Raw genomic sequence first — 25,299 nt, forward strand, 5'->3', positions numbered from 1 at the left:
AGTTAAAACTCTCTTCTTGCGCACTTAAGTTCAGCGTCACACACGACTTTGCCATCAACTTTTGCAACACAGGAAAAAGCGGCAATACCACGACGCTCTTTCAGGAACTCAACTTCAATATCCAAACGATCTCCCGGCCCTACAGGTGCACGGAATTTCGCACTGTCAACGCTGGCAAAATAATACAGCTCGTTTTCAGCGGGGTTTCCAAATGTTTTGAATGCAAGAAGGCCTGTTGCCTGTGCCATTGCTTCAAGGATCAACACACCAGGAAACACAGGAAGCTGCGGAAAGTGCCCCGTAAACTGTGGTTCGTTAACTGTCACATTCTTAAAAGCGTGCAAATATTTACCTTCTTCATAATCCGTAACACGGTCAATCAGAAGAAAAGGATAACGATGCGGCAGCAACTCTTTAATTTCGTTTATATGAAGAACTTTCTTTTCGCAGTTCAAGATCTTATTCCCATGAATAAATGTTAATTCTTTTCTGTCAATGCATAACGAAAAACGGCCCGCTCGTGGGCGGGCCACTTTGTGACAATAGCGATGACTATTCGTCTACTTCCAGCTGTTTTTCAACCGCTCTCAGTCGCTTATGCATGTCATCAATTTTCATTACCCGAGCAGCTGTTTTCCGCCACTCGCGGTTTGATTGAGCTGGTATACCCGACGAATACACCCCTGGCTCGGAAATCGGTTTCATGACCATGGACATACCGGTGACGGTGACGCCATCAGTAACTTCCATATGGCCTTGGAACACACTGGCACCGCCAATAAAGCAGTGATTGCCTACTTTCAGGCTTCCTGCCATCACAGTGGCTCCAGCAATTGCGGTATTTTCACCGATCGAGACGTTATGTGCAATCTGACATTGGTTATCAATGATAACGCCATCAGCGATCAAGGTGTCGTCCAAGGCACCACGATCGATGGTTGTACACGCACCAATTTCAACTCTGTCGCCGATAATAACACTGCCAAGTTGCGGAATTTTAACCCACTTTCCTTTGTTCGGTGCGTAGCCAAATCCATCAGATCCAATAACAGCGCCTGATTGAATCAAGCAGTTTGCCCCAATTTGAACATCATGATAAACGCTGACATTTGCCCAAAGGCGGGAGTTTGCGCCAATTTTTGCGTTCTTTCCCACAAAGCTTCCAGCACCAATCTGCGCGCCATCGCCCAGTATTACGCCTGACTCAATAACAGCGTTGTGTCCAACAGATACGCCCTCGCCTAGCTGTACATCCGGCGCAATATACGCGCTTGGCGCGATATCACTGGCACAGGCCGGCGTCGTATCGAGAAGCTGAGCAGTCATCGCATAGGCTAAGTAAGGGTCTGCAACAACCAATACGTTACCCTGACAAAACGCACGGTCGGCTTCCTTGACCATGACAGCGCTTGCCTGACACGCTTCTAGATGCTCCCGATACTTGCTACTGGAAAGGAAAGTAATCTCTCCCTCGCCTGCCTTATCCATACCTGCGATTGCAGAGATAGTGACTGAACCATCACCGTGTAGCTCAGCACCCAATTCATTCGCCAATTCAGCGAGAGTTATAGAAGCCATTTTTTACCTTATCAACGTACTGCTTTGATAACTTTTTCCGAAAGATTGTCACCCGGGCTGGCAAAAAGGATTGCCTTAGCATCAATGACAACATCATAACCTTCGCGCTTAGCCACTGAATCAATCGCCGCTTTGACCTTCTTGATGAGTTTGTTCTCTTCTTCAAGGCCACGCTTGCGCTGATCTTCCTGAATGGCTTTTACTTTTAACTTGTAGTCTGCATCCATAGATTGAAGATCGCGCTGCAGTTTGACGCGATCTTTATCAGACATCAACTCACCATCACGATTTAGCTTTTGAACGCCTTTTTCAAGTTTGACTTTTAGGCGCGTGATTTCTGCCACTCGGCCTTTGAATTCACTGGTCAGCTTTTCTTTGATTCTGCTTTTTTGTGCCAGTTGCTCGAGCACCTGCTCAACCATCACATAGCCAACTTTCTGTGACGCATACGCTACTTGCGAAAATGCTGTCCCCATTAGAATCAGTGCGCTGAAGCCAGCCACTTTAAAAAGGTTTTTCAAAGCTATCTCCTGAAATAATTATTAGAATGAACGTCCAAGTGTAAAGTTAAAGAACTCTTCTTCATCCCCGTCGAACTTCCTGATCGGTTTAGAGATGGTAAAGACTAGCGGAATAAAGGTCTGCCAGGTCAAAGAGACACCATATGAAGCGCGATAGTTGGCTGGGTCGCTGTAATCGAGCAAATTAGGGTTACCTGAGAACTGACGAGCTGCATCTACGTCAAACTCCGTATCCCAGACCGACGCAGCATCGACAAAGAAGCTGGTTCTCACTTGCCTGCGAGCACCCTCAGACAAAAATGGTAGCGGGAAGATAAGCTCAGCGCTTGTTGCTGCCGTCGCGTTACCACCTATAGACTCATCTCTTGCCGACGAGCCAGCCTTGTGAACCGCTCTTGGACCTACCGTGTTGCTCCGGAAACCACGCAACGTGGTGAAACCACCCGCCGTATAGTTTTCATAGAAAGGCAACAGATAATCACTGCCATCTTTATCGCCATAACCATTGCCGTAGCCAAGTCTGCCTCTCGTTAGGAAGGTAAAGCTGTGGTCATCCGTTAAAGGAATGTAGTTACGAATGTTGTACTGAGCTTTGAAGAACTGAACATCAGAGCCTGGTACCGTCATACGGAAAGAGGCACGCTGATAATTACCTTCCGTTGGGAAGATGCCACGGTTGAGAGCATTGCGGGTCCAAGACACAGACCAGTCAAAGTTATCTACGTCGAGGCTCGAATCACTGGTTACGTTCTTGCGCTGAACGTCCAAGAAATTTTTGAGCTGGAAGTAGTCGCTCAGGTTACCAATGGTGTTGTGTTGATAACCTACCGAGAAATCGAAGTAGTTGATTTCATCGAACGGGAAACCCCACGACAGCTCAGTACCGTAACTGGTGTTCGTGTATTCGGCGAGGTTGGCGTTTTTCGAGGTAAACTCGTTATAAAAGACGTTACCACCAAGGCTGACACCATCCAGTGTCCAGTAAGGGTCACGGTAGTCAAGGTTCAGCTCTTTCTCTGCCTCGGTAAACATGGTGCGAATACCGACCTGATTACCCGTACCAGCAAAGTTATTCTGCGTAACACCTAAGTGGAAGCTGACGCCTTGCGACGTACCGTAGCCGATACCACCGGTAAAGTTACCAACGCTTGCTTCTTTGACTGAGTAAATCACGTCAACCTGATCGTCGGTACCCGGCACACGGACGGTCTGAACATTTACGTTTTCAAAAAAACCAAGGCGATTCAGTTTAGTTTTACTGTCTTCCACCGCTTTGGCGTTCAGCAGCTACTCTCCATCTGGAGCATCTCACGGCGCAACACTTCGTCTTTAGTGACCTGGTTACCGTTAAAGCGGATATTTCTCACGTAAACCCGTTTACCCGGATCTACCTTCACAGACAGAGAGACGGTTTTATTCTTGTCGTCAAATTCAGGGATCGTAGTGACATCTGGGTACGCATAGCCTGACTCGCCTAACACTCGCTTGATGGACTCTTCAAGTGCAGTGACTTTTGTACCATCAAATGCGTCACCCGGCTGAATCTTAAGCAATTCATGGAACTTCTCTGTATTTTTCTGACCGATGAAGCGCACATTTTTAACGGTATAGATATCACCCTCATCGATATTAAGCGTAATGTAAACGCCCTTTCTGTCGGGTGAAATAGACACTTGTGTTGAGTTAATTTTGAACTTTGGATAACCGCGGCTGAGATAAAACGTTCTTAAATTCTCGAGGTCACCCGCCAATGCTTGCTTTTGGTACTTTTCATTGGCAATGAAGTTCCACCAAGGCACGTCAGAACGCAATTTGAACGTTGATTTCAACTCTTCATCAGAAATTTTCTCATTACCGATGAAGTTAATCTGTTGGATTTTTGCCGATACGCCCTCGGTGAAGACAAATTTGACGTCGGCACGGTTTCGAGGAAGCGGCGTGATAACTGTGCTTACTCGGGCATTGTATTTACCCACACTGTAGTAAAAGTCTTCAAGGCCCTGCTCAATCACGGAGAGACGTGAACGGTCTAGGCCTTCACCGACAGATAAACCTGACGACGTGAGGTTACCTTTCAGCTGCTCTTCTTTTATGGCTTTGTTACCAGAAAAAGAGATGCTGGCAATAGTGGGCCTTTCAATGACCTTAACCAGTAAGTCATTACCATCCCTGAAGACTCGCACGTCTTCGAAGTTGCCACTGGCAAACAGTGCTTTGATAACACCTGAAATTTGATCATCATCGACCGTATCGCCGACTCTGACCGGAATTGCCAGTAATGCTGCGCCGACACTTACGCGCTGCAGCCCCTCAAATCGAATATCACTGATCTTAAAATCTGATGCAGCAACACTGCTCGAAAACAGAAGAGAGGCCAGTAGAAGTTTTTTTATCGCCATCGCTGTTCTGATTATTCCTTGCTATACGCTGTTCGAAAATTCATCCCGTTCGACACTTTATAGTCGGGCGAAATCGTTAAATAATGCAACGGCCATAAGCATTACGAGTAATGCCGAGCCAATCCGGTAACCAAACTCCTGCACTTTTTCAGAAACAGGTCGACGGGTTACCGCTTCCACGCCAAAAAACAGCAGGTGTCCGCCATCCAGCACAGGGAGAGGGAAAAGGTTAATGATCCCCAAATTCACACTAATGAAAGCTAAAAAGCCGAGAAAATGAACAAGGCCAATCTGTGCCGTCATACCAGCCCCTTTCGCAATCGAAATAGGGCCGCTTAAATTCTTCACTGCGACATCACCTGTCAGCAGTTTCTTCACCATCTCAGCGGTTAACACCACAATTTGCCAAGTTTTTGTCAAGGCTGCGGGTACTGCCTCCAGTGGGCCATATTGCATGTTGAATCGATAAGATTCTGGCCATGGTTCAACCTCTGGAGCGACACCGGCAAATCCAATATCAATATCACCTTGTTTACGTAAACCCGGCGTTAACTCAAGTGTTAGCGTTTCTCCCGCGCGCAGCACACTCACTGAGAGTGGTTTGTTTGGACTTTGTCTTATTGCCTCAACTGCTTGTTGCCATTGATTGATTTCTGTTCCATCGATAGCAATAATCTTATCGCCAGCTTGCAGTCCAGAAGCTTGAGCAGGCGATCCTTCGGTTACTTGCGCAACACTCATCAACACCGCAGGTCTAAACGGTATGATACCTAAGGTCCTGAGTGGTGACTCCTTTTCGGGATCAAAGGTCCAATTTTCCAGATCGAGGCGCTTATTGACCTCAAAGCCCTGACTATTTTCCGGAATCGCTGTGATCGTCAACTCGGGGTCACCAATATGACCGATTAACTGTAAATTAACCGAATCCCAATCAGCGGTTTTGATACCTGAAACCCCAGTAAGTTCCATTCCGGCGGTGATTCCCGCTTTCTGGGCAATAGAATCTGGTGCTACGTCACCAACTACTGGTTTGATAGCGGGCGTGCCTATCATCATGACCAACCAGTAAAGGAAAAATGCAAAAATGAAGTTAGCGGCAGGGCCAGCCGCCACTATCGCGCTGCGTTGCCAAAGGGGTTTGTTATTGAATGCCTGATGTTTCAGATGTTCGGGAACCTCCTCAACACGTTCATCAAGCATTTTCACATAGCCCCCAAGCGGGATCATCGCCAGCGTATATTCGGTGCCGTCTTTGCCCATTTTTCGCCAGATAGCTTTACCAAAACCGAGAGAAAAACGTTCAACGTGAACCCCGCAGCGTCTGGCTACCCAAAAATGACCATATTCATGAACGGCAATCAGCAGTCCCAGCGCGACCAGAAAAGCGGCGAGGTTCCATAAAATTCCAATCATTCAGATATCCTTTTCACCCAATGTGACGCCATATCACGGGCTGACTTATCCAATTCCATCAAACAATCAAAGCCATCTGGTTCGACGAGATTTGCTTCTTGTAACACAGCATCGTTGATTTCAGCAATCTGCGTAAAGCCAATTTGACGGTTGAGGAAGGCTGCAACCGATATTTCATTTGCTGCATTCAATGTTGTCGTTGCCGCCTGTCCCGAATAGCAAGCATCAATGGCCAACTTCAAGCAGGGGTATCGCGCAAAGTCTGGTGACAGAAACGTGAATTCTCCCACTTTGCTGAAATCAAGGGGCGATACACCGGCGTCCACTCGTGTTGGATATGACATAGCCGCAGCTATTGGCGTACACATGTCTGGTTGTCCCATCTGCGCCAGTACAGATCCATCTTTGTACTGCACCATAGAGTGAATCACAGATTGCGGATGGATAATCACATCAAGCTGGTCGCGGGATGCGTTGAAGAGCCACCGCGCCTCAATATACTCGAGGCCTTTATTCATCATTGTGGCCGAATCGACAGAGATTTTCGGGCCCATCGACCAGTTAGGGTGAGCTATCGCCTGCTCGGGTGTCACTGATGACAAACTGGCAATATCGGTATACCTGAAGGGACCACCGGAGCCCGTAAGAAGAATCTTGTTTATGCCCGCATCATCAAGGTCACATTTACCTGGCTGGGTTTGAACACCCTGAGGTAGACACTGGAAAATCGCATTGTGTTCGCTGTCAACAGGCAGCAGTTCCGCGCCATATTGGTATACCGCATCAATAAACAACTGACCTGACATGACCAGTGCTTCTTTATTGGCAAGAAGGACGCGTTTACCGGCTTTTACCGCAGCATGGTGGGCATTAAACCAGCTGCACCAACAATCGCAGCCATGACAGTGGTCACCTCATCGAGTGAAGCAACCTGACACATACCTTGCTCGCCACTCAACACCTCAGTCGCAAGACCGTGCTCCTTGAGTAAATCGCGAAGACGAATTGCTGCTTGTTCATCAGACATCGCAGCAAAATCAGGTCGCCACTTAACGCACAATGCCAACATCTTATCGACGTTGGCATTTGCTGCCAGCGCGGCAACCGAAAATGACTCAGGGTTTTTTTCGATGACAGCGAGAGTGCTGCTTCCTATTGAACCCGTCGCACCAAGAATCGTTACTTTTTGCATTGGATATTCTGCCTCAGCTTCTTATCCACCTGACAGGCTGTGCTGACAGGCATGTTCATGAAAGTAATGAATACATTACGGTAAATACGGGAAAAGCTGCCGTTAGGCTATCAATACGATCTAAAATTCCGCCATGCCCCGGAAGTATGTTACCGCTGTCTTTCACGCCAGCGACGCGTTTAAACATACTTTCAGCCAGATCACCAAGTACAGATGCAAATGCGGTGACGAGAGCAATCAAACCCAATACAGGAAGTGATGAGAAAGGGATATCCAGCAAGTCAGCAAACGTAACTGTGACCACCATGGCCGCCAACATACCGCCAAGTAAACCCTCGATGGTTTTGTTCGGGCTGACATTTGGCGCCATTTTTCGCTTACCGAAACGTTTACCGGCAAAGTAAGCCCCAGAGTCAGCCGACCAAACCAGCAGGCAAACCAGCAGGACTAGCTTTGCACCCATCAAACTGTCAACGTTATATTCCTGAGCACGAAGGTAAAGCACGCTCCACATAAAGGGTAACAACGTAAGTACGCCAAACACCTGCCGCATCACACCGCTGTCGCGCCACCATGCGGTTTTGTTTGGATAACTTAACACCATGCCAGATGCTAATAACCACCATAGCGCACCTATAAGCGCGACAGCCGTTGCCCCGGATACCACTAAATTTAAACTGCTGACATCAAAAGGGAGTGCTACGAGAGACACAGCCAATAAAATAGCTGGAGTGATGAAATGCTTAATCCTTGAGAGGGGAGTGACAAATTTTGTCCATTCCCAATGTCCCAACAGCGTCACTATAGCGATAGCGCCAACAAACATCTCAAACGGTAAGTAAAAGATGCCTGCGACAACTAAGGGAGCGAGAACTGCTGCCGTTAAAATTCGTTGTTTTAGCAAACGAAACCTCTAATTTTCTGTTTCTAGCATCGCCTGAATTTGTTCTCCGGTGCAGCCAAAACGGCGCTCACGATTTATATACCAGGCAATGGCATCAGACAGGCTTTTTTCATTAAAATCAGCCAATACTCATCGGTGAAGTAGAGTTCGGCATAGGCAGCCTGCCAGAGTATAAAGTTACTGATTCGGCACTCACCGCTGGTGCGGATCATCAAATCAACGTCAGGTTGTCCTGCCGTGCTGAGGTGCACAGCAATGTCGCCATCGGTAATGGAATCAGGGTCCAATTCACCGCGCGCGGCTTGATGTGCGAGCTTTTTAACAGACTGGGTGATATCCCATTGTCCGCCATAATTCGCAGCCACATTGAGTACCAGCTTGGTATTATCCTTAGTCAGCTCTTCAGCTCGGGCAATTTTATCCTGAAGTGAACGACTGAATCTCGACTTGTCGCCAATCACCTGAAGTCTGACACCATTTTTGTGCAGACGTTTCACCTCTCGGCCCAAAACAGTGACAAACAGCTCCATTAAGAGGCTGACTTCCTCCTGTGGGCGACGCCAGTTTTCACTACTAAAAGCAAATAAGGTGAGAACCTGAATCCCTAGTCGATTGGCAGCAGAGACTGTTTTTCGTACCGACTCCACACCCGCTTTATGACCGAACATTCTCGCTTTACCACGTGCCTTTGCCCAACGTCCGTTGCCATCCATGATGATAGCAATATGTTTGGGCAGGGAACCTTGGGAGATATGGGTGTCAGTCAGTTTGGAACTCATTGGGTGCCTTTAAAAATAAAAAGCGCTGTACTGCCAGCACAGCGCTTTGCAAATGAATCAGAGTGTAGTCAGAATTAGACTTCCATCAACTCTTTTTCTTTCGCTTCAAGAACCAGATCGACATCCTTAACAGCGGCGTCAGTCAGCTTTTGGACTTCTTCCTGACCTTGACGCTCTTCATCTTCAGAGATGTCTTTGTCTTTCAACAACGCTTTGAGGTTGCTGTTAGCGTCACGACGGATATTGCGAATAGCAACACGGCCTTGTTCTGCTTCAGCACGAACAATCTTAACCATGTCCTTACGACGTTCTTCTGTAAGCGGTGGCAGAGGAACGCGGATAACGTTACCCGCAGACATTGGGTTCAGACCAAGGTCAGATGTCATGATCGCTTTTTCTACCTTCGGCGATAGCTCACGATCGAATACTGTGATCGCCAGAGTGCGGGCATCTTCCGCCACTACATTGGCGACTTGGTTCAGTGGTGTATTAGTACCGTAGTACTCAACCGAAATAGTATCTAACAGGCTCGGGTGTGCACGACCTGTACGGATTTTTGCCATCTGATTTTTTAGTGCTTCAACACTTTTTTCCATGCGCGACTGCGCATCTTGTTTGATGTCGTTGATCACGAGAATATCCTTGAAGATTCTTTATCTATCGATTGGGATTATGCCACTAAAATCGATTAACCGTTATTAATTAGTGTGCCTTCCTGTTCACCCATCACAACACGGCGCAGCGCACCTGGCTTATTCATATTGAAAACACGAATAGGCATCTTGTGGTCGCGAGCAAGAGTGAAAGCAGCCACATCCATCACTTTAAGCTCTTTTTCTAATACAACCTGATAATTCAGGTGGCTATACAATTCAGCGTCGGGGTTCTTTACCGGATCGTCAGTATATACACCATCAACTTTGGTTGCTTTGATCACAATATCAGATTCGATCTCAATACCGCGTAAGCATGCTGCAGAGTCAGTGGTAAAGAAAGGGTTACCTGTACCCGCAGAGAAAATCACCACGCGACCGTTGCGCAGCTGGCTGATTGCTTCAGCCCAATTGTAACTGTCGCACACCCCGTTTAACGGGATTGCAGACATAACCCGAGCGTTCACATAGGCACGGTGCAGCGCATCTCGCATTGCCAAACCGTTCATCACAGTGGCAAGCATACCCATGTGGTCGCCCACAACCCGGTTCATTCCAGCTTCTGCAAGGCCAGCTCCACGGAACAGGTTACCACCACCGATAACCAGACCAACCTGAACACCCAGCTCGACCAGTTCTTTAATTTCTTGCGCCATACGATCTAGAACCGCAGGATCAATACCGAAACCTTCATCACCTTGAAGTGCTTCGCCACTGAGTTTTAAAAGGATTCGTTGATACGCTGGTTTTGGATTTGTCGTCATTATCAGTACCTTTGGCACGTACTTTAGGGGGAATGGGGTTGTAAAAAGACCGCAGGGAACTGCGGTCTTTTGGGTTCAAAAGGGTTATTAACCTTTTTGAACTGCAGCAACTTCAGCAGCGAAGTCGACTTCTTCTTTCTCAATACCTTCACCCACTTCAAAGCGGATAAAGTTAGAAACAGTTGCGCCTTTCTCTTTCAGCATCTGACCAACAGTTACTGAAGGATCCATAACGAACGCCTGACCAGTCAGAGAAACTTCGCCAGTGAATTTCTTCATGCGGCCAACAACCATTTTCTCAGCGATTTCAGCTGGCTTGCCAGACTGCATCGCGATGTCGATTTGGATTTGCTTCTCTTTTTCTACAACGTCAGCTGGTACATCTTCTGGAGTAACATACTCAGGCTTAGAAGCAGCAACGTGCATTGCAACGTGCTTGATCACTTCTGCTTCAGCGTCTGCTGCAACAACAACACCGATACGGTCGCCGTGACGGTAAGAACCCACTTTCACGCCTTCGATGAACTCAACACGACGGATGCTCATGTTTTCGCCGATCTTAGCAACAAGAGTAGAGCGTTGTTCTTCGAACTTCGCTTGCAGTGCTTCGATTTGCAGGCTTTCAGCCAGAGCAGCTTCAGCAACTTCGTTTGCAAAAGCAACGAAAGATGCATCTTTAGCAACGAAGTCAGTTTCACAGTTAACTTCAACGATAGCTGCTTTGCCACCGTCTTCTTTAACTAGGATCAGACCTTCAGCAGCAACACGGCCAGCTTTTTTCGCAGCTTTAGCAGCACCGCTCTTACGCATGTTCTCAATCGCAAGCTCGATGTCAGCGTTTGCTTCAACCAGTGCTTTTTTACATTCCATCATGCCTGCGCCAGTGCGCTCACGCAGTTCTTTTACCAGGGCAGCGGTAACAGCCATTGTTCATTCCTCGATTCGAAACTATTTGGGTAAAAATCAGGGGCCATAATACGGCCCCTGTTAACCTACTTAGCTTACAGTACTGTTTGTGACAGACTGATGGCTAAGAACGCTCACAAGGAGCAGATGTCTTATTCAGCGACTTCAACCAGCTCATTTTCAGCTTGAGCGACGATGTCTTGGCTGCGGCCTTCGCCGTATGCTTGTGCTGCTGCGTTCAGGTACAGTTGAACTGCACGGATCGCATCATCGTTACCAGGGATAACGAAATCAACACCGTCTGGGTCAGAGTTAGTATCAACAACTGCGTATACAGGGATACCCAGGTTGTTCGCTTCTTTAACTGCGATGTGCTCGTGATCTGCATCGATTACGAACAGTGCGTCAGGCAGACCGCCCATGTTTTTGATACCACCCAGAGACTTCTCGAGTTTCTCCATTTCACGGGTACGCATCAGAGCTTCTTTCTTAGTCAGCTTGTCGAAAGTACCATCAGTAGACTGAGCTTCAAGGTCTTTCAGACGCTTGATTGACTGGCGAACAGTTTTCCAGTTAGTCAGCATACCGCCCAACCAACGGTTGTTCACGTAGTACTGGTCACAGCTTTCAGCAGCAGCTTTTACAGATTCGCTAGCGGCACGCTTAGTACCAACGAAAAGTACTTTACCTTTACGCTCACCAACTTTAGTCAGTTCGCCCAGTACTTCGTTGAACATTGGTACAGTTTTTTCTAGGTTGATGATGTGCACCTTGTTACGAGCACCAAAAATGAAAGGTTTCATTTTTGGGTTCCAGTAACGGGTTTGGTGACCGAAGTGAACACCAGCTTTAAGCATGTCGCGCATTGAAACAGTAGCCATTTTACATCCTCTTGGGGTTAGGCCTCCACATATCCCATACTGCCGACCCTAGGGCACCCCGGCGTATGTGCCGATATGTGTGTGAGTTAATTAAAATATCAGTATTAGAACACACCGAATCGAAACCCTTTTTCAAGGATTGATCAATAAGGCGTATTTCGGCGCGCTTTATACCATAAAAACACACCTATAATCCAGTATAGTTTTATCAATACAGATGGATGAAGGTTCCCTACGCCAGCGTCCGTTGTTAATATGTAAAGCATACCGAACCATTAAAGCCTGCATATAGCGGGTTTGCTGTTGAGAGAATTCCATGAGCGCCAAAATAAAATCGGCCGAAGAAATTGAAAAAATGCGGGTTGCAGGCCGCCTAGCTGCAGAAGTATTAGAAATGATTGGTCCACACGTTAAACCCGGAGTGACCACCAAGGAGCTTGACGATATTTGCCATCAGTATATCACTGAGAAGCAAGACGCTATCCCTGCACCGCTCAACTACCATGGTTTCCCGAAATCAATCTGTACATCCATCAATCATGTCGTATGCCATGGCATTCCAAGTGACGGTGATGTGCTTAAAGATGGCGATATCGTCAATATCGATATTACCGTGATAAAAGATGGCTACCATGGTGATACCTCGAAGATGTTCTTTGTCGGTGAAGTGTCACTTGAAGACAAACGCCTTTGTCGTGTTGCGCAGGAAAGCCTCTACCATGCCATTAAAAAGGTCAAACCCGGGGCGCGAATCGGTGATATTGGCACGGCTATCCAAAAGTTCATTAAAGGCGGAACGGGACGCTACTCAATCGTCAAAGATTATTGCGGCCACGGTATCGGGTCTGAATTCCACGAGGATCCGCAAATCGTTCACTACAAGAATAATGATCGTACCCTTCTACAACCGGGTATGTGCTTTACCATTGAGCCAATGATCAACGCAGGAAAGTTTGGCACTGTGCTGGACGATGACGATGGCTGGACGGTTTACACAGTCGATGGTAAAAACTCAGCGCAGTGGGAGCACACCCTCGTCGTAACCGACAAAGGCTGTGAAATTCTCACATTACGTGAAGAAGAAGAGTTACCCCGCATCATGGTGAATGCCTGATTCGCGATTAAGCCGACATGTTGTCGGCTTTTTTATTTGAAGCGCCGGTTTGATTGACTAAGGACAGTTATGACAGATGTACTGCTGCAACCCGAGACATTAAAAGACGAACAGCTCGATGCAGCCTTTATCAGAGCCCAGCTAGACGCCCACAGCGAACAACAGAAAATCTTATTTTCACAAAATGTTGCTGTCACAGAACTGGTGGAAGAAAAGGCCGCATTCATGGACAGACTCCTGCGTAGGCTTTGGCTGTATTATGGTTTCGAACGTCACCCCAATATCTCGTTGATTGCCGTAGGGGGGTATGGACGCGGAGAGCTTCACCCACTGTCTGATATCGACTTACTGTTACTGAGCGAAGCCCCTCTCGAAGCGACTTACTGTAATAAAATCAGCGAATTCATCACCTTGCTTTGGGACTTGCGTCTTGAAATTGGGCATAGCGTCAGAACGCTGAGTGAATGTTTGGAAGTCGGCCTCGGAGATTTAACCGTCGCCACCAACTTGCAAGAGTCAAGACTACTTTGCGGCAGTGAACGGTTATTCGACCGCCTGACAACAGAAATACGCAGCGAGAGTTTTTGGCCAAGTGAGACATTTTTTCAAGCAAAGGTGAAGGAGCAGAAAGATAGGCATGTGCATTATCACGATACGGCCTACAAGCTTGAGCCCGATGTAAAATCTAGCCCTGGTGGCCTGCGTGATATTCACACGCTCAGCTGGGTTGCACTGAGGCATTTTGGTGCAACAAGCCTTCGTGAAATGAGTAAGTTTGGCTTTCTCACCGACGCAGAGTTCCGTGAACTGACCGAATGTCAGGATATGTTATGGCGTATACGCTTTGCCCTGCATTTACAAATCAAACGCTACGACAACAGACTTACTTTCGCCCACCAGCCAGGTGTTGCTGAGTTGCTGGGTTATCAGGGTGAAGGCAATAACGCCGTTGAGATGATGATGCGAGATTTCTTCCGCACCACCCGGCGTGTTATTGAACTCAACAAAATGTTATTGCAGCTGTTTGATCAGGCTATTCACCCGAATGATGTTAAAAGCCAAAAGATTGAAATTCTGAGTGAAGATTTTCAGCGTCGCGGCAACAAAATTGAAGCAAGAAAGCCTGCTCTGTTCCAGGCCCGCCCTGATACCATCCTCGACATGTTCTTGCATGTCGCCGATGATAAATCCATAGATGCCATATCTGCCGCCACCCTAAGGCAGTTACGCACTGCCAGACGACGACTCAACCTTTTCCTCTGTGAACTTCCTTCTGCCCGCGACAAATTTGTCGCACTTACACGCCACCCAAACGCATTACATAAAGCGTTTACCCTGATGCACAGACACGGTGTGATGGCGGCTTACTTTCCACAGTGGAGTCGAATTGTTGGCCAGATGCAATTCGACCTGTTCCACACCTATACCGTGGACGAACATACCTTCAGGTTACTGCGACAGATTGATACCTTTGCCTACGAAGAAAACAAAGACAAACATCCAATATGCTGCGATGTTTTACCTCGTATCAAGAAGCAGGAACTTTTGATCCTCGCTGCTATTTTTCATGATATCGGCAAAGGACGAGGTGGCGACCACTCAGAAATTGGCGCCAAAGAGTCGTATACATTCTGTATCGAACACGGATTTTCACGGCCTGAGGCCAAGCTCGTCAGTTGGCTGGTCGAAAACCACCTCCTGATGTCAGTCACGGCACAAAGAAAAGATATTTACGATCCAGAAGTGATCACTGAGTTTGCGAAAACCGTTCGCGATGAAGAGCGTTTAGAGTTCCTAGTTTGCCTCACCGTCGCCGATATCTGCGCGACCAATCCAGAACTTTGGAACAGTTGGAAGCGCACCCTGCTCTCCGATTTGTTCTATGCGACCCAAAGAGCACTGAGACGCGGGCTGGAAAACCCACCAGACATTCGTGACAGAATCCGCCACAACCAACACATGGCAGGCGCTATTCTGCGCAAAGAAGGCCATACACAACAGGAAGTCAACGACCTCTGGCATGGATTTAAAGCCGATTATTTTCTTCGCAACACACACAAACAAATTGCATGGCATAGTCATCACTTACTCAACCACACCGGCGGCCCTTTGGTGTTAGTGAGTAAGAACGCGACCCGGGGTGGCACAGAAATCTTCATTTACAGTAAAGATAGACCGAGTTTATTTGCCCGCGTCGTATCTACACTCGACAAATACAATCTAAGCGTTCACGATGCACAAATCATGACCAGTAAAAGCGGTCACGCTATGGATACCTTTATGGTCCTCGACCCGAATGGTCACGCCATTGCGCTAGATCGCCATGAGACCATTCGTAAAGGGGTAATAAAAGCGATGAAGGAAGAAAAGAGCTTGTCACTTTCACGTCGCCGTACCCCAAGAAAACTGATGGCGTTTAGCGTCAAAACAACCGTGCATTTTCTTCCTGCCAAGTCAGGTAAGAGAACTTTATTGGAGCTTGTTGCACTGGATGCGCCAGGCCTGCTAGCAAAAGTAGGTACCGTTTTCGCGAAACAAGGCGTCTCCGTTCAGTCTGCAAAAATCACCACCATAGGTGAGCGCGCGGAGGATTTTTTCATCATTGCCGACAACGACAACAAGGCATTGAATGAAGACATGCAAGATGCGCTTCGACAGACACTGATCGAAGCATTACATATCCCTCAGTAACCGTGGTTTTAGGCATCGCAACTTACGCGGTGCCCCTCCACATTCTCAAGGAGGTAACACAATGTATGAACATCTGAGTCAGTTAGGTATCAAAAAGCCAGAAGAAATCGAGCGCTATTCGTTAAGGCAAGAAGCGCATTCAGATACACTAAAAATCTACTTCACCCGCCAGAAAGGCGAACTCTTCGCTAAAAGCATCAAATTCAAATATCCGAGACAGCGCAAGAATGTGGTTGTCGACAGTGGCAGCGGCCTGTTTAGGGAGATCACAGAGATAAACCGCAGTTTGTCGCTGGTCATTGATGAGCTGGATAAAATTGTTAAACCTGTTCAGGCCGAGCAGGACGTGAAGAAGAAAATCCTCACCGATCTCCGCCATTTAGAAAAAGTGGTAGCAATGAAAATAGCAGAAATTGAAGCCGATCTTGAGAAGCTTTGATTTTTCCCTGAATCACTTTATGTAAAGCCTGCGCGCAGGCTTTATTTATATCTCTGACGCTAGGTCGTCAGGCGTCCACCCAAGCCCCTTCAGCACACGATGCCATGTTTCATCCAAATCGGCAGTGACTGTTACTTCGACATCCGTCACCGGATGCGTAAATCGCAACTCAGAGGCATGCAGCAATAATCGGTGGCAATGAAATTCCCTCCTAAACAGTCGGTTATGCCTTCCATCACCATGATTTACGTCACCGATAATATGATGACTTAAGTGGTGCATGTGTCGCCGTAACTGATGCTTTCGGCCTGTATGGGGCTTCATCTCCACCAGCGAGTACCGGCAACTCTGATAGCGGCCAAGCGGAATCGGTAATTCTGCCGTTGCAACAGGCCGGTATTCCGTCACCGCTTCTTTTGCTTCTGGCTCAGCGGTAGCGTGTTTGTCCGCGACCTTATCAAGCTCTTCTTTTAGCGGGTAATCAAGCAAAGCAGCTTCCTTAACCCACCCTCGTACCACAGCATGATAAGTCTTTTTCACATCTCGGCCTGCAAACATTGGCATCATTTGAGAGGCAATTTCTGATGAAAGCGCGAAGAGGAGAACCCCCGACGTGGGCCTATCGAGGCGATGAAGGGGAAAAACATGCTGGCCAATTTGGTCACGCAGTGTTTGCATGACAAAGCGGGTTTCGCCTTTATCCAGCCATGAGCGGTGGACCAGCATGCCTGATGGTTTATTGACGGCCACCAGCCACTCATCCTGATAGACAATCTCCAGAATTGGAGGCGTTTCATCACCCGTCACTACGAGCCTGCCTGAAACAGCTTATCGAATTTCAATAGAATCGCCGCAATATCATCACGACCCATGCTGTGCTTCATCGCTTCTTCGACGTAAGGCGAAATAGAAAAATTCGACGGAATCTGCGCTTCCTGCTCCAGCATAAAGCGCATTTTCGGCAGAAAAATCCACTGCAGCCACTCACCACACGTTAGCGTATCAACCGCAAACGGCTCGGTACTGGCCAATGCCTCATCAGACGGAGGTACTTCTTGCCAATGTTGATGTTGTTTAAGTGCAACTTCTAGATCATCGAGAAGCTGCAAAGCATGTTGGTGAGTATTCAAGGCAAACTCCAAATTTAACTGAAAGTCAGTGTTCACTTTCAGTGCAAATGAATAAAGGGAGCAAGAATAGCATGGCAGCATATTCTGGACACCCCCGAACGATTAGCGGTTGAATGACATATTAACAGTGAGCCGCTCCTCACTGGCTGCAATACTTGAGAGCTCCGTTACATCAGATAGCAATGCTTTCCGGTTTTTTTATTCCCAGCATGCAAATTCCAAGACGCAATCTTGTGATTTGATATACTCGACTTTCTGTTTTGGAATTAGATGTAAACGACAATGGAAAATGCGCTGACCCTGAGTGCCATTCTGAATAAGGCTGGCTGTGATTATCTGGTTTATGACCTCAGCCGACGAGTCACAGAAATCCCCAATGAGCAATTTGAAGCGGTGGAAAATAATCACCAGCCGTATCCATTTCCTATTCAGCAACATGCGCAGCTTGGCGTTGCCTTCTCACAGGCAGGCCAAACACCATGGGTGTGGTTTTTAAAGATGCCTCTGGATGAGCGCGGTCTTCTCAATCAGGCTGCACTTGGCGACTTTATTCAGTTTGTCGCACAAGCAATGGGCGCAACACTCGACAAAAAACCAACAGAGGAAGAAAGGGAAAAACTCGTCAATAACCCCTATACCTTTGCGCCTACCGATGACAAAAAGGCTATTTTCCATGCCCTGTTGACGGAAAACCTCAATCTGCCTGCCAGTCAGTATTTTGATCATACCCAGCACTACACTGCGGGTGAACTTGGCTGGGATAACTGGCAAGGAGTAGGCCTACAGGGTTTAGCTGATATCTGCGCGCGAATGGGTAGCCACAACAACTTGGCGTTGATAAAGAAAGCTCTCAGCAACATGCCAGACACTCCCAAATATGCTCTATTAGGTTGCCTTGAACACTGTGAGCTACCCGCAAGCCTTGCCAAGCGCGTGAATGAAACCATTGGTGAGTTACTCGAAAGGCCCGAAGTTGACCTTTTCTTACTTACCGCTTTTGTCAGAGCCCTGTCAGGTGCCGACAAAACACTGTTAAGTGAACGCGTTCAGTTATTAATCGACAGCGAGAAACTGGCGCACCGAGAAATGCTTATCGCTATTGCTGGACGTTGCTGGCACGTCCTGGACAACCCAGCGCTTCTTGACGCCTTTTTGATTAGGGTTGCCGCCTGTGATGATGCCACCTTTTTTCGTCAGATAATCGCGGATTTGGTGATGATCCCTGCTCTACGTCCACAAGTATTGAATATGCTGCACGGCAATGCGAGCCCGACATTACTTAACGCCGTTAACGAACTCCAAAATGCAGTGAAGGCCGGAAATGACTGATTTACTTCTGATACTTGGTGTCGCGTTTTTCTGCTTCCTTTTCTGGCAGCAGAGAAGACAAAGCGAAAATGCGCAGCTTTATATCAAACAACGTTGTCAGCAGTTAGATCTTCAACTGCTGTCAGTTGCTCGTGGCGAGCACTCTATCGGCTGGCCAAAAGGCCCATTATCAATTGAGACCCGCTACTTTTTTGAGTTTTCCGTAAATGGCGCTGATAACTATGAGGGTTACGCGCTTATGGCTGGGTTACGCTTGAAAAACGTCTATATCCCGCCACATCCAATGCCTGAGGGCAGATAAGAAAGGTCAAACAAGGCAGGTTGGTGGTTTTTGATATAACGTTGAGATGGGACAGTATGCGGTTTAAATAGCTGGCAACGTTGATATTTTCTGCCAGACTAAAAGAGAACGGGCGCGACAATCGTCGCGCCCTGAGGTCTTACTTGCAGCTATCCTGCTACGCAATGTGCTCCCTGCACCATCCTTGATTAGTCGCTGTATCCTTCAGCGCTATCCTTAACTCTCCGTCCTGGAGGTGTCCGTGCGATCAATCCTGATCCATCGAGAAGTCCTGTCTCGACTCGCATCCTCATCCTGAGGGTGTCCATTAAACCCATCCCGGGCTGTATCCTTGTATCATCCTGATCAGTAAACATCCTATTTACTGCAGCGGTTCCTTCCAATCCATGTTCCCGATACCAATAACTGTTTCATCCTGAATCAATTATTTTTACTCGGATAACCAATAATCTTGGTGAGGTCCCTTTCATCAGTCATCCCCGACTGACAACGCACACTTTACGCGAAGAAGATAAATAAACAACCAACTGCCCATGAACAAAGATCACAGAAAATACTGCCAATTCAGCCAAAAAACACAAGGTGCTGTTTTTAAAGTGTTTTATTATTGAGAAAAATACTTTTCTCAATGCTGAATCAGGTTTGTCCCACACCTTTGTAAGAGATCTCTCACAAGCTTTTGGCAGATTTGACGCCTTTTACTCTTTGGCAAGAAGTAACTCATTGATGTTAAACAACGAGGAAACCGTCATAAATGCAACCATTAACGAAAAAGGCGCATCCTTTCGGATGCGCCTCTGTGGCTTTTTTAGCTACCGTGCTAATTTAGGTGCTCCCTGCTTCACTCCGTGATGCTGTCGCTGATTCCCTAAGCCGATATCCTTTTCATCTTTCCATGTAAGCGAAAATTCATTTCTCGCAACACATCCTCGTCCTGAGGGTGTCCTTTGCCTTCCTGGCAAGCAACGCGTCCTACGTGCCAACACTGTCCTAATTTCCTTGTTGTTCCCTTCGACTGATTAATGCTCTTGGTCCCTGAGCACATCTCCCTGTCGACGGAAATAAGATTACAGGATTGATAATTCAGAACAATGCATCAGAAAAAATTTTCAGCGTAATATTATGCATCAGCCCAACCAAAAACCTTTAAATCCTTGTTTTATAATCAATAGAACAATTAACAACTCACAAATAACGCTAATTATTCCTACAGAGTTGTGAGATTTCTCTTACAAGACTTGTACTCATTTAATGAAGACTTTATGGCAAGACGAATCACTGAAAATCCCAAGATATGTTCGACACCAGACACAGCTGTCACATTTAAAATCAAACACCTCATGCAGAGGCATTTCTAAACGCCAGTCACCGCCACATTTGGGACAATATCTATTCGTTTCCGATTCAGCATCACCGCCACCTACGCGGTACAAATAGTAATAGGTCGGTATTCCTGAAAGGTATTCAATACGACCACGAAGATCCCAGCCTTTAATACTGAGCAAGCTATCTATATTTGATATTTCAGCCAATGCGGCATGTTCGGCTTTAAACGCCCCTGCCATCTGAATTTCATCACAGGCCTGCCACTCCGTCTGCCACTTCACCACAGCTTTATGGTCGCCGTTAAATGTAGCCGGAAGTCTGTATAAAGGAATTGGCAACAATGTCTCCCCACATCGAAGAGGTGAGCATGTATGCACATAGGTCGTGTATAAAACCTGCCAAGGCCGCTCATTGCCCTCGGCACTGGCTTCTGAGTTGATATCTCTACCCAGCACTTTGACTTTGGGCGACAACAAACACGCGTCTGTCAGCCTGTTTAACGCCGCTTTCACTTGGACGCTATGATATTCACCGCTTAAGCTGTCTTCTTCTGGGCACACTGCCCTGACTTGAAAAATACCGTCGCCCATTACCATTGGAAACTCTCTCCCAAGTACCTGACCGTTATACCTCAGCGCATCCAGTAAGCCGTTAACACTTTTATCAACTGCCGTGATTGTGGTGTTATCAAAGCATTCAAAGGTCAGCTCAACAACAAACATGATTCCTACCTATACTGTTTTCGGGTTTTCTTGCGCAGGACTCTTCAACATTGTCGACGCAGGAAAGATGCGCCATTCTATCTAAACTGACCGCAAAGCTCACCGTCGTATCTGACGTTCCGCTTTTCGGATTCGCTATCGGATGACGAGGACAGGCATAAATGGGCTTGCCGATATATTTAGCTTCAACGTATTCTTAACAACGACCAATAAAAAAGAGTCGGCATTCTAATAAAGAAAGGAGACAACGCGATTATGGAAGTATTCAAACACGATCTCGAAAACCTCTTCAGTCAACTGGGTCTGGCATCTGACAAAGATTCCATAGAACTCTTTCTTTCAGAGCACTCTGTGCCAGCGTCAACCTCTTTGCAAGATGCGACGTTTTGGACTCAATCACAACAGCAATTTCTCCGAGAAGCTCTGTTACAGGATGCTGACTGGAGCGAACAAATCGATCTTCTCGACTCCCGATTAAGGCGTCAGTGAAGGATATAAAGAAGGACATACAGGTTTTATGGACAATCGAACCGACTTTACACAGTCACTGGAAGAAGCCATTTCATCATTAGTCGCTGAGGGGAAACAGCCCTCAGTGGCATTGGTTAAAAGCCGTCTCGGTGTTGCCGTCCCCATGCCACTCATTATCACCGCCTTACAGCGCTGGAAGAAAAACGGTGTGGTGCCTAAAGTGGAAAAAGTGGCATCAGAAAAGTCGGACAGCCAAAGAATTTCTGAACTAGAGAGTAAAGTCTACGCACTGGAAAAACAGATTGCAGAGCTTGAAACGAAAATAGCTGATAAGCCTCACTAAATGTAACGAAAGTAATCTTACTATCGTTCATTGCCAATCAACGCACACCCGATAAAGTACCTGCTGGAAAATCTCATAACCAGAGAGTGCTATGAGACAGGCAGTTTCTATATCGGGTTTTCAACGCTTTCATTCTGACTATTGATATGCTTTCAATTAGCATGCAACTTCAAATTTAAGTACACTCACCGCAATAAACTCACACACGTGGCAACATCGCAATGAGCAACTACGACAATGCCAGCGAACTGGCAGGCCTGACTCTGGGTCAACAGACTGATTACAAGGAACAATACGCACCTGAACTGCTTCAGGCCGTTCCGCGCACTCTCAATCGGCAGGAGCTGGGCCTAGATACAGAGCTGCCTTTCACTGGTTACGACATCTGGACGCTTTATGAGCTGTCATGGCTTAACAGCAAAGGCTTACCGCAAGTTGCAATTGGTGAAGTCAGGCTGCCCGTCACCAGCCCAAATCTGATTGAGTCAAAGTCGTTCAAACTCTACCTGAACAGCTTTAATCAAACAAAATTTGCATCATGGCAAGAGGTGGTCGAAACATTAGCCAAAGACCTTTCCGCGTGTGCGGGCGCCGATGTCGACGTGACCATCGTCCCTGTAGATGAGTTTGATAACCAGCCGATCGTGCCTTTTGGTGGTGAAAATATTGATGACCAAGACATCAGCATTTCCGATTATGAACTCGACCCTGCATTGCTCGAAAACGCGGCGAGTGGAGAAACCGTCACGGAAACACTGAACAGTCACTTGTTGAAGTCTAATTGCCTGATCACCAATCAGCCTGACTGGGGCTCGGTACGTATTGCTTACACCGGGAAAAAAATTGACCGTGAGAAGTTGCTGCGATACATCGTCTCGTTCCGACGCCACAACGAGTTCCACGAGCAGTGTGTAGAACGCATTTTCTGCGATGTGATGAAGTATTGTCAGCCTGAGTCACTGACGGTTTACGCGCGCTATACCCGCCGAGGTGGTCTGGATATCAACCCATACCGCACCAATATGGGTAAAACGCCCAGCGAAAATAATCGTCTGGCTCGACAGTAACCAGCTCAGGCACCGAACACCTCGGTGCCGTCCCTTTAACAACACTAGGGCTACAAGATAATCACTATGCGTTTAGGGATCTTTGTTCTTCTCATTTCTTTGGTTTTCAGCTCGGGTATTTTAGCCAGGCCCTACTCTGCGCCGGTATTGAGTGAAGCGGAAGATATGCTGACAACAGCCCCTGATAAAGCCCTGAAAATGACTCAGAGCTTTCTTGATCAGCGCCGTTTATCCCTAAACCCCAAACGCCCTCATGCCACCAACGAAACCGACAGGACAATCAGAACACCGCTTAATTCTACCTATGCATATCTGATCATTGCTCGTGCCTATAGCCTTCTCGGTAACCCAGGTGAAGCGTGGAAGGCGTTTGAGCAGGCGCGTCAAATGTCAGAGAAAAACAACCTTGTCTCGACACAGGTCGATCTCATCTACACCGAAGCGTTGCTCAAATTCCAACTGGCCAATAATCACTCTGAGGCCCTACTTCTCCTCGATAAATTACAGCAACGCTTACCGGCGAGAGGAACCCGCTCAGTGGTTCAATCGGACCTCGCTTTTGAAGCCGCCCTGCTGAAAGCCAATATCCTGTCAGAAAAAGAGCAGGAAGATGTCATCCTTGCACAGTTTGACGCTGCAAAGCAGGAACTCGGCAACGACCCAAATTTACAGCTTAAAGTGCGCCTACAAATCCAACTGGGGCAATATTTCCTGTCCCAACAACAATATGAGAAAGCCCTATCCGAGCTTTTAAGCGCTTTTTGGATCGCCAGTGAAAACGAATTTGTCGCTGATATTGCAACCACCAATATCAACTTGGCGGAACTCTATAAACAACGTGGTGCACTTCATAAAGCGCTCCTTCATGCCAATCAGGCTGCCGAATTTTATGAGCACTTTAAGTTGATGCGCGGTCTATCTCGTGCGCAACGGTTACTTGCCAGCATCTACGAAGGTCAACGTCGATATAATTTTGCCCTGGTGCACTATTTCAATGCGCTAGATATTGAAAGAGACCTTGGCCGACTCAGTCAGCAAGCAGCCATCAAAGTGGCTATCGCCAGTACCTATCTCGAATTGTTGCACTATCCGCTAGCTGAGCAATACGTTTCTGATGCAATTGCGGCTGCGATTGCCGCTAATGAGCCTTCAAGGCTGGCACAGGCTTACATTCTACAAGGTGAGCTGTCGATGGAGCTTCAAAAAGTCGATGAAGCCATCAAAGTGCTTAATCAGGCGGTTAATATCGTCGAGAAGGGAAGCGATAGAAAACTGTTAGCACGTGCTCTGAAGAAACTGTCTTTTGGCTATGAGGTGAAAGGCGACTATTATCAGGCACTGCTGATCCAACGCCGCTTCGACCAGCTGGCAGAGCGTGATCGTGACAGACAGCAACTGCAGGAAGCAAAGTCTTTCAAGCAACGTGAGCGAGTGATTGAACGCCAGCTGCAATTTGAAGATATCGAAAGACGTCAGGAAGAGAGCGAGCATTCGTTGCTTGAACAAAAGAAAGTTAACTACTTCCTGTTCGCAAGCCTTTGTGTCCTGTTGGTGTTGCTAGTGCTAAGGCACCGCTCTGCTAATTATCGTCGTGAACAGCTCAGTGAGCTAAGAAAAGACTACTACACGCACCCTCACAGCGGGCTCAGAAACTTGAGAATGCTCAATGAGCGACTCCCCAGTTCGCTTGAAAAAAGTAACGCACACTTTGAGCAATGGTATCTGGGCGAAATGATCCACGAACCGCTCAGTGATCGATTACGCTTCGCAATGTTTGAAGTCCCGTTTCTAAAAACGATTCATTTGAAATACGGCTATCAAGAAGGTATTAAGCTGGAGCGCCAACTTGGCGATTTTCTCAGAACCAAAGTCGTCGAGCCGTCCCGAATTTATCATTTTTCTGACAATATGTTCGTTTTGATAGAACCGCAGGCATATAGCAATCAAGAACCGTCGCTTCTTGCCGATAAAGTGCAAGGACTCATTGAAAGCTTCCTTGAACAGCTCGGCAATCCGGGCATTGATAGCCGGATAACGATTGGTATGGCGGAATATCCGTTTGTCCCGAGAGCGTATACCACCATCAATGATCAGGACCTTCTGGACATCTTGCTAATGGCGACCAGTGCCTCGCACCAACTCGGTATCGATGACACGGAAAGCCAATGGGTTCACCTGAGTGCCATTGAGTCTGCGCCAGCGGCAAGTTTCGTCAATACTGACATCCGAAAAGCTTGTCTGGAGTGCATCAGCTCAGGGCTGGTAAAAGTCAGAACCTCCTCAACCGACAGCATTAACTGGCAGATGGTTCACGGTTCTGAGAAAATTTACCACTGAATAATTGATAAAACACTTCTCCGCCTTTATCACAAGTGA

Annotated in this window: 20 protein-coding genes and 4 pseudogenes; 9 read left to right on the forward strand and 15 right to left on the reverse strand. The window is 47.2% G+C overall.

Annotated elements, in window-relative coordinates; genetic code table 11:
- Nucleotides 1-2: 2 nt before the first annotated feature.
- The 12 genes and pseudogenes from fabZ to rpsB all read right to left on the reverse strand — a co-directional run bounded on the left by fabZ (nucleotide 3) and on the right by rpsB (nucleotide 11,990).
- Nucleotides 3-455, reverse strand: a complete 453-nt coding sequence (gene fabZ, locus CS022_RS14920; RefSeq protein WP_129122968.1) for a 3-hydroxyacyl-ACP dehydratase FabZ — start codon at nucleotides 453-455, stop codon at nucleotides 3-5.
- Between the two features lie 97 nt (nucleotides 456-552).
- Complete coding sequence (gene lpxD, locus CS022_RS14925) at nucleotides 553-1,578, reverse strand: UDP-3-O-(3-hydroxymyristoyl)glucosamine N-acyltransferase (RefSeq protein WP_129122969.1); 1,026 nt, start codon at nucleotides 1,576-1,578, stop codon at nucleotides 553-555.
- Nucleotides 1,579-1,589: 11 nt separating this feature from the next.
- A complete protein-coding gene (locus CS022_RS14930; protein ID WP_235869532.1) occupies nucleotides 1,590-2,099 on the reverse strand; it encodes an OmpH family outer membrane protein in 510 nt (169 codons plus the stop codon).
- A 21-nt stretch (nucleotides 2,100-2,120) separates the two neighbouring features.
- Nucleotides 2,121-4,498, reverse strand: a pseudogene (gene bamA / locus CS022_RS14935) (outer membrane protein assembly factor BamA).
- Nucleotides 4,499-4,555: 57 nt separating this feature from the next.
- Nucleotides 4,556-5,911, reverse strand: a complete 1,356-nt coding sequence (gene rseP, locus CS022_RS14940; RefSeq protein ID WP_129122970.1) for a sigma E protease regulator RseP — start codon at nucleotides 5,909-5,911, stop codon at nucleotides 4,556-4,558.
- Nucleotides 5,908-7,103 (reverse strand): annotated as a pseudogene (gene ispC / locus CS022_RS14945) (1-deoxy-D-xylulose-5-phosphate reductoisomerase). The gene rseP and the pseudogene ispC overlap by 4 nt, the downstream one beginning before the upstream one ends.
- 55 nt (nucleotides 7,104-7,158) lie before the next feature.
- Entirely contained in the window at nucleotides 7,159-8,007 is an 849-nt protein-coding gene (locus CS022_RS14950) for a phosphatidate cytidylyltransferase (protein ID WP_129122971.1), read from the reverse strand.
- A gap of 9 nt (nucleotides 8,008-8,016) precedes the next feature.
- Nucleotides 8,017-8,786: pseudogene (locus CS022_RS14955) on the reverse strand (isoprenyl transferase).
- 74 nt (nucleotides 8,787-8,860) lie between these two features.
- Nucleotides 8,861-9,418: a ribosome recycling factor gene (gene frr / locus CS022_RS14960; protein WP_129122972.1), complete on the reverse strand. Its 558-nt coding sequence runs from the start codon at nucleotides 9,416-9,418 to the stop codon at nucleotides 8,861-8,863.
- A 56-nt stretch (nucleotides 9,419-9,474) separates the two neighbouring features.
- Nucleotides 9,475-10,203 carry a UMP kinase gene (pyrH, locus tag CS022_RS14965; protein ID WP_129122973.1) on the reverse strand — a complete coding sequence of 243 codons (729 nt, stop codon included), beginning with the start codon at nucleotides 10,201-10,203 and terminating at the stop codon, nucleotides 9,475-9,477.
- 87 nt (nucleotides 10,204-10,290) lie between these two features.
- The gene (gene tsf / locus CS022_RS14970; protein WP_129122974.1) at nucleotides 10,291-11,130 is read right to left on the reverse strand and encodes a translation elongation factor Ts; all 840 of its coding nucleotides are present in this window, start codon (nucleotides 11,128-11,130) and stop codon (nucleotides 10,291-10,293) included.
- Nucleotides 11,131-11,261: 131 nt separating this feature from the next.
- The gene (gene rpsB, locus CS022_RS14975; RefSeq protein ID WP_129122975.1) at nucleotides 11,262-11,990 is read right to left on the reverse strand and encodes a 30S ribosomal protein S2; all 729 of its coding nucleotides are present in this window, start codon (nucleotides 11,988-11,990) and stop codon (nucleotides 11,262-11,264) included.
- Nucleotides 11,991-12,306: 316 nt separating this feature from the next.
- On the opposite strand from rpsB, the gene map reads away from it, so the two are divergent.
- The 3 genes from map (at nucleotide 12,307) to CS022_RS14990 (ending at nucleotide 16,234) form a co-directional block, all read left to right on the forward strand.
- Nucleotides 12,307-13,104, forward strand: coding sequence for a type I methionyl aminopeptidase (gene map / locus CS022_RS14980; protein ID WP_129122976.1), 798 nt, complete (start codon nucleotides 12,307-12,309; stop codon nucleotides 13,102-13,104).
- A 69-nt stretch (nucleotides 13,105-13,173) separates the two neighbouring features.
- Nucleotides 13,174-15,795: a bifunctional uridylyltransferase/uridylyl-removing protein GlnD gene (gene glnD / locus CS022_RS14985; protein WP_129122977.1), complete on the forward strand. Its 2,622-nt coding sequence runs from the start codon at nucleotides 13,174-13,176 to the stop codon at nucleotides 15,793-15,795.
- Nucleotides 15,796-15,856: 61 nt separating this feature from the next.
- On the forward strand, nucleotides 15,857-16,234 hold the full coding sequence (locus CS022_RS14990; protein ID WP_129122978.1) for a DUF3461 family protein: 378 nt from the start codon (nucleotides 15,857-15,859) through the stop codon (nucleotides 16,232-16,234).
- Nucleotides 16,235-16,279: 45 nt separating this feature from the next.
- Here the strand turns inward: CS022_RS14990 and truC are convergent, their stop codons facing one another.
- Both truC and CS022_RS15000 read right to left on the reverse strand, forming a co-directional pair.
- Complete coding sequence (gene truC / locus CS022_RS14995) at nucleotides 16,280-17,041, reverse strand: tRNA pseudouridine(65) synthase TruC (RefSeq protein ID WP_268967904.1); 762 nt, start codon at nucleotides 17,039-17,041, stop codon at nucleotides 16,280-16,282.
- Nucleotides 17,041-17,364, reverse strand: coding sequence for a YqcC family protein (locus CS022_RS15000; protein ID WP_235869533.1), 324 nt, complete (start codon nucleotides 17,362-17,364; stop codon nucleotides 17,041-17,043). The genes truC and CS022_RS15000 overlap by 1 nt, the downstream gene beginning before the upstream one ends.
- Nucleotides 17,365-17,646: 282 nt before the next feature.
- Between CS022_RS15000 and CS022_RS15005 the strand changes: the two genes are divergently transcribed.
- Nucleotides 17,647-18,693 (forward strand): DUF3549 family protein, encoded by a 1,047-nt coding sequence (locus tag CS022_RS15005; RefSeq protein ID WP_129122980.1) that lies wholly within the window; start codon nucleotides 17,647-17,649, stop codon nucleotides 18,691-18,693.
- Entirely contained in the window at nucleotides 18,686-18,994 is a 309-nt protein-coding gene (locus CS022_RS15010; RefSeq protein WP_129122981.1) for a DUF3301 domain-containing protein, read from the forward strand. Before CS022_RS15005 ends, CS022_RS15010 begins: the two co-directional genes overlap by 8 nt.
- A 1,275-nt stretch (nucleotides 18,995-20,269) precedes the next feature.
- Here the strand turns inward: CS022_RS15010 and CS022_RS15015 are convergent.
- Nucleotides 20,270-21,042: pseudogene (locus CS022_RS15015) on the reverse strand (Zn-ribbon-containing protein).
- A gap of 255 nt (nucleotides 21,043-21,297) precedes the next feature.
- Here CS022_RS15015 and CS022_RS15020 point away from each other — a divergent pair.
- From CS022_RS15020 to CS022_RS15035, 4 genes are all read left to right on the forward strand, one after another.
- On the forward strand, nucleotides 21,298-21,531 hold the full coding sequence (locus CS022_RS15020) for a DUF2789 family protein (RefSeq protein WP_129122982.1): 234 nt from the start codon (nucleotides 21,298-21,300) through the stop codon (nucleotides 21,529-21,531).
- Nucleotides 21,532-21,559: 28 nt separating this feature from the next.
- Nucleotides 21,560-21,856 carry a hypothetical protein gene (locus tag CS022_RS15025; protein WP_129122983.1) on the forward strand — a complete coding sequence of 99 codons (297 nt, stop codon included), beginning with the start codon at nucleotides 21,560-21,562 and terminating at the stop codon, nucleotides 21,854-21,856.
- A gap of 221 nt (nucleotides 21,857-22,077) precedes the next feature.
- Nucleotides 22,078-22,923 carry an NADPH-dependent 7-cyano-7-deazaguanine reductase QueF gene (gene queF, locus CS022_RS15030; RefSeq protein WP_129122984.1) on the forward strand — a complete coding sequence of 282 codons (846 nt, stop codon included), beginning with the start codon at nucleotides 22,078-22,080 and terminating at the stop codon, nucleotides 22,921-22,923.
- A gap of 66 nt (nucleotides 22,924-22,989) precedes the next feature.
- On the forward strand, nucleotides 22,990-25,260 hold the full coding sequence (locus CS022_RS15035; protein WP_129122985.1) for a tetratricopeptide repeat-containing diguanylate cyclase: 2,271 nt from the start codon (nucleotides 22,990-22,992) through the stop codon (nucleotides 25,258-25,260).
- Nucleotides 25,261-25,299 lie beyond the last annotated feature (39 nt).

Origin of the sequence: Veronia nyctiphanis (genome assembly GCF_004116385.1) — a bacterium.
Classification (GTDB): Bacteria; Pseudomonadota; Gammaproteobacteria; order Enterobacterales; family Vibrionaceae; genus Veronia; species Veronia nyctiphanis.

What these genes read in the sequence shown, in the direction of transcription:
- rpsB (WP_129122975.1), bottom strand. Translation starts at nt 11,990, where the DNA reads ATGGCTACTGTTTCAATGCGCGACATGCTTAAAGCTGGTGTTCACTTC.
- glnD (WP_129122977.1), top strand. Translation starts at nt 13,174, where the DNA reads ATGACAGATGTACTGCTGCAACCCGAGACATTAAAAGACGAACAGCTC.
- tsf (WP_129122974.1), bottom strand. Translation starts at nt 11,130, where the DNA reads ATGGCTGTTACCGCTGCCCTGGTAAAAGAACTGCGTGAGCGCACTGGC.
- pyrH (WP_129122973.1), bottom strand. Translation starts at nt 10,203, where the DNA reads ATGACGACAAATCCAAAACCAGCGTATCAACGAATCCTTTTAAAACTC.
- CS022_RS14990 (WP_129122978.1), top strand. Translation starts at nt 15,857, where the DNA reads ATGTATGAACATCTGAGTCAGTTAGGTATCAAAAAGCCAGAAGAAATC.
- CS022_RS15010 (WP_129122981.1), top strand. Translation starts at nt 18,686, where the DNA reads ATGACTGATTTACTTCTGATACTTGGTGTCGCGTTTTTCTGCTTCCTT.
- CS022_RS15025 (WP_129122983.1), top strand. Translation starts at nt 21,560, where the DNA reads ATGGACAATCGAACCGACTTTACACAGTCACTGGAAGAAGCCATTTCA.
- CS022_RS15035 (WP_129122985.1), top strand. Translation starts at nt 22,990, where the DNA reads ATGCGTTTAGGGATCTTTGTTCTTCTCATTTCTTTGGTTTTCAGCTCG.
- CS022_RS15005 (WP_129122980.1), top strand. Translation starts at nt 17,647, where the DNA reads ATGGAAAATGCGCTGACCCTGAGTGCCATTCTGAATAAGGCTGGCTGT.
- lpxD (WP_129122969.1), bottom strand. Translation starts at nt 1,578, where the DNA reads ATGGCTTCTATAACTCTCGCTGAATTGGCGAATGAATTGGGTGCTGAG.
- queF (WP_129122984.1), top strand. Translation starts at nt 22,078, where the DNA reads ATGAGCAACTACGACAATGCCAGCGAACTGGCAGGCCTGACTCTGGGT.
- CS022_RS15020 (WP_129122982.1), top strand. Translation starts at nt 21,298, where the DNA reads ATGGAAGTATTCAAACACGATCTCGAAAACCTCTTCAGTCAACTGGGT.
- map (WP_129122976.1), top strand. Translation starts at nt 12,307, where the DNA reads ATGAGCGCCAAAATAAAATCGGCCGAAGAAATTGAAAAAATGCGGGTT.
- rseP (WP_129122970.1), bottom strand. Translation starts at nt 5,911, where the DNA reads ATGATTGGAATTTTATGGAACCTCGCCGCTTTTCTGGTCGCGCTGGGA.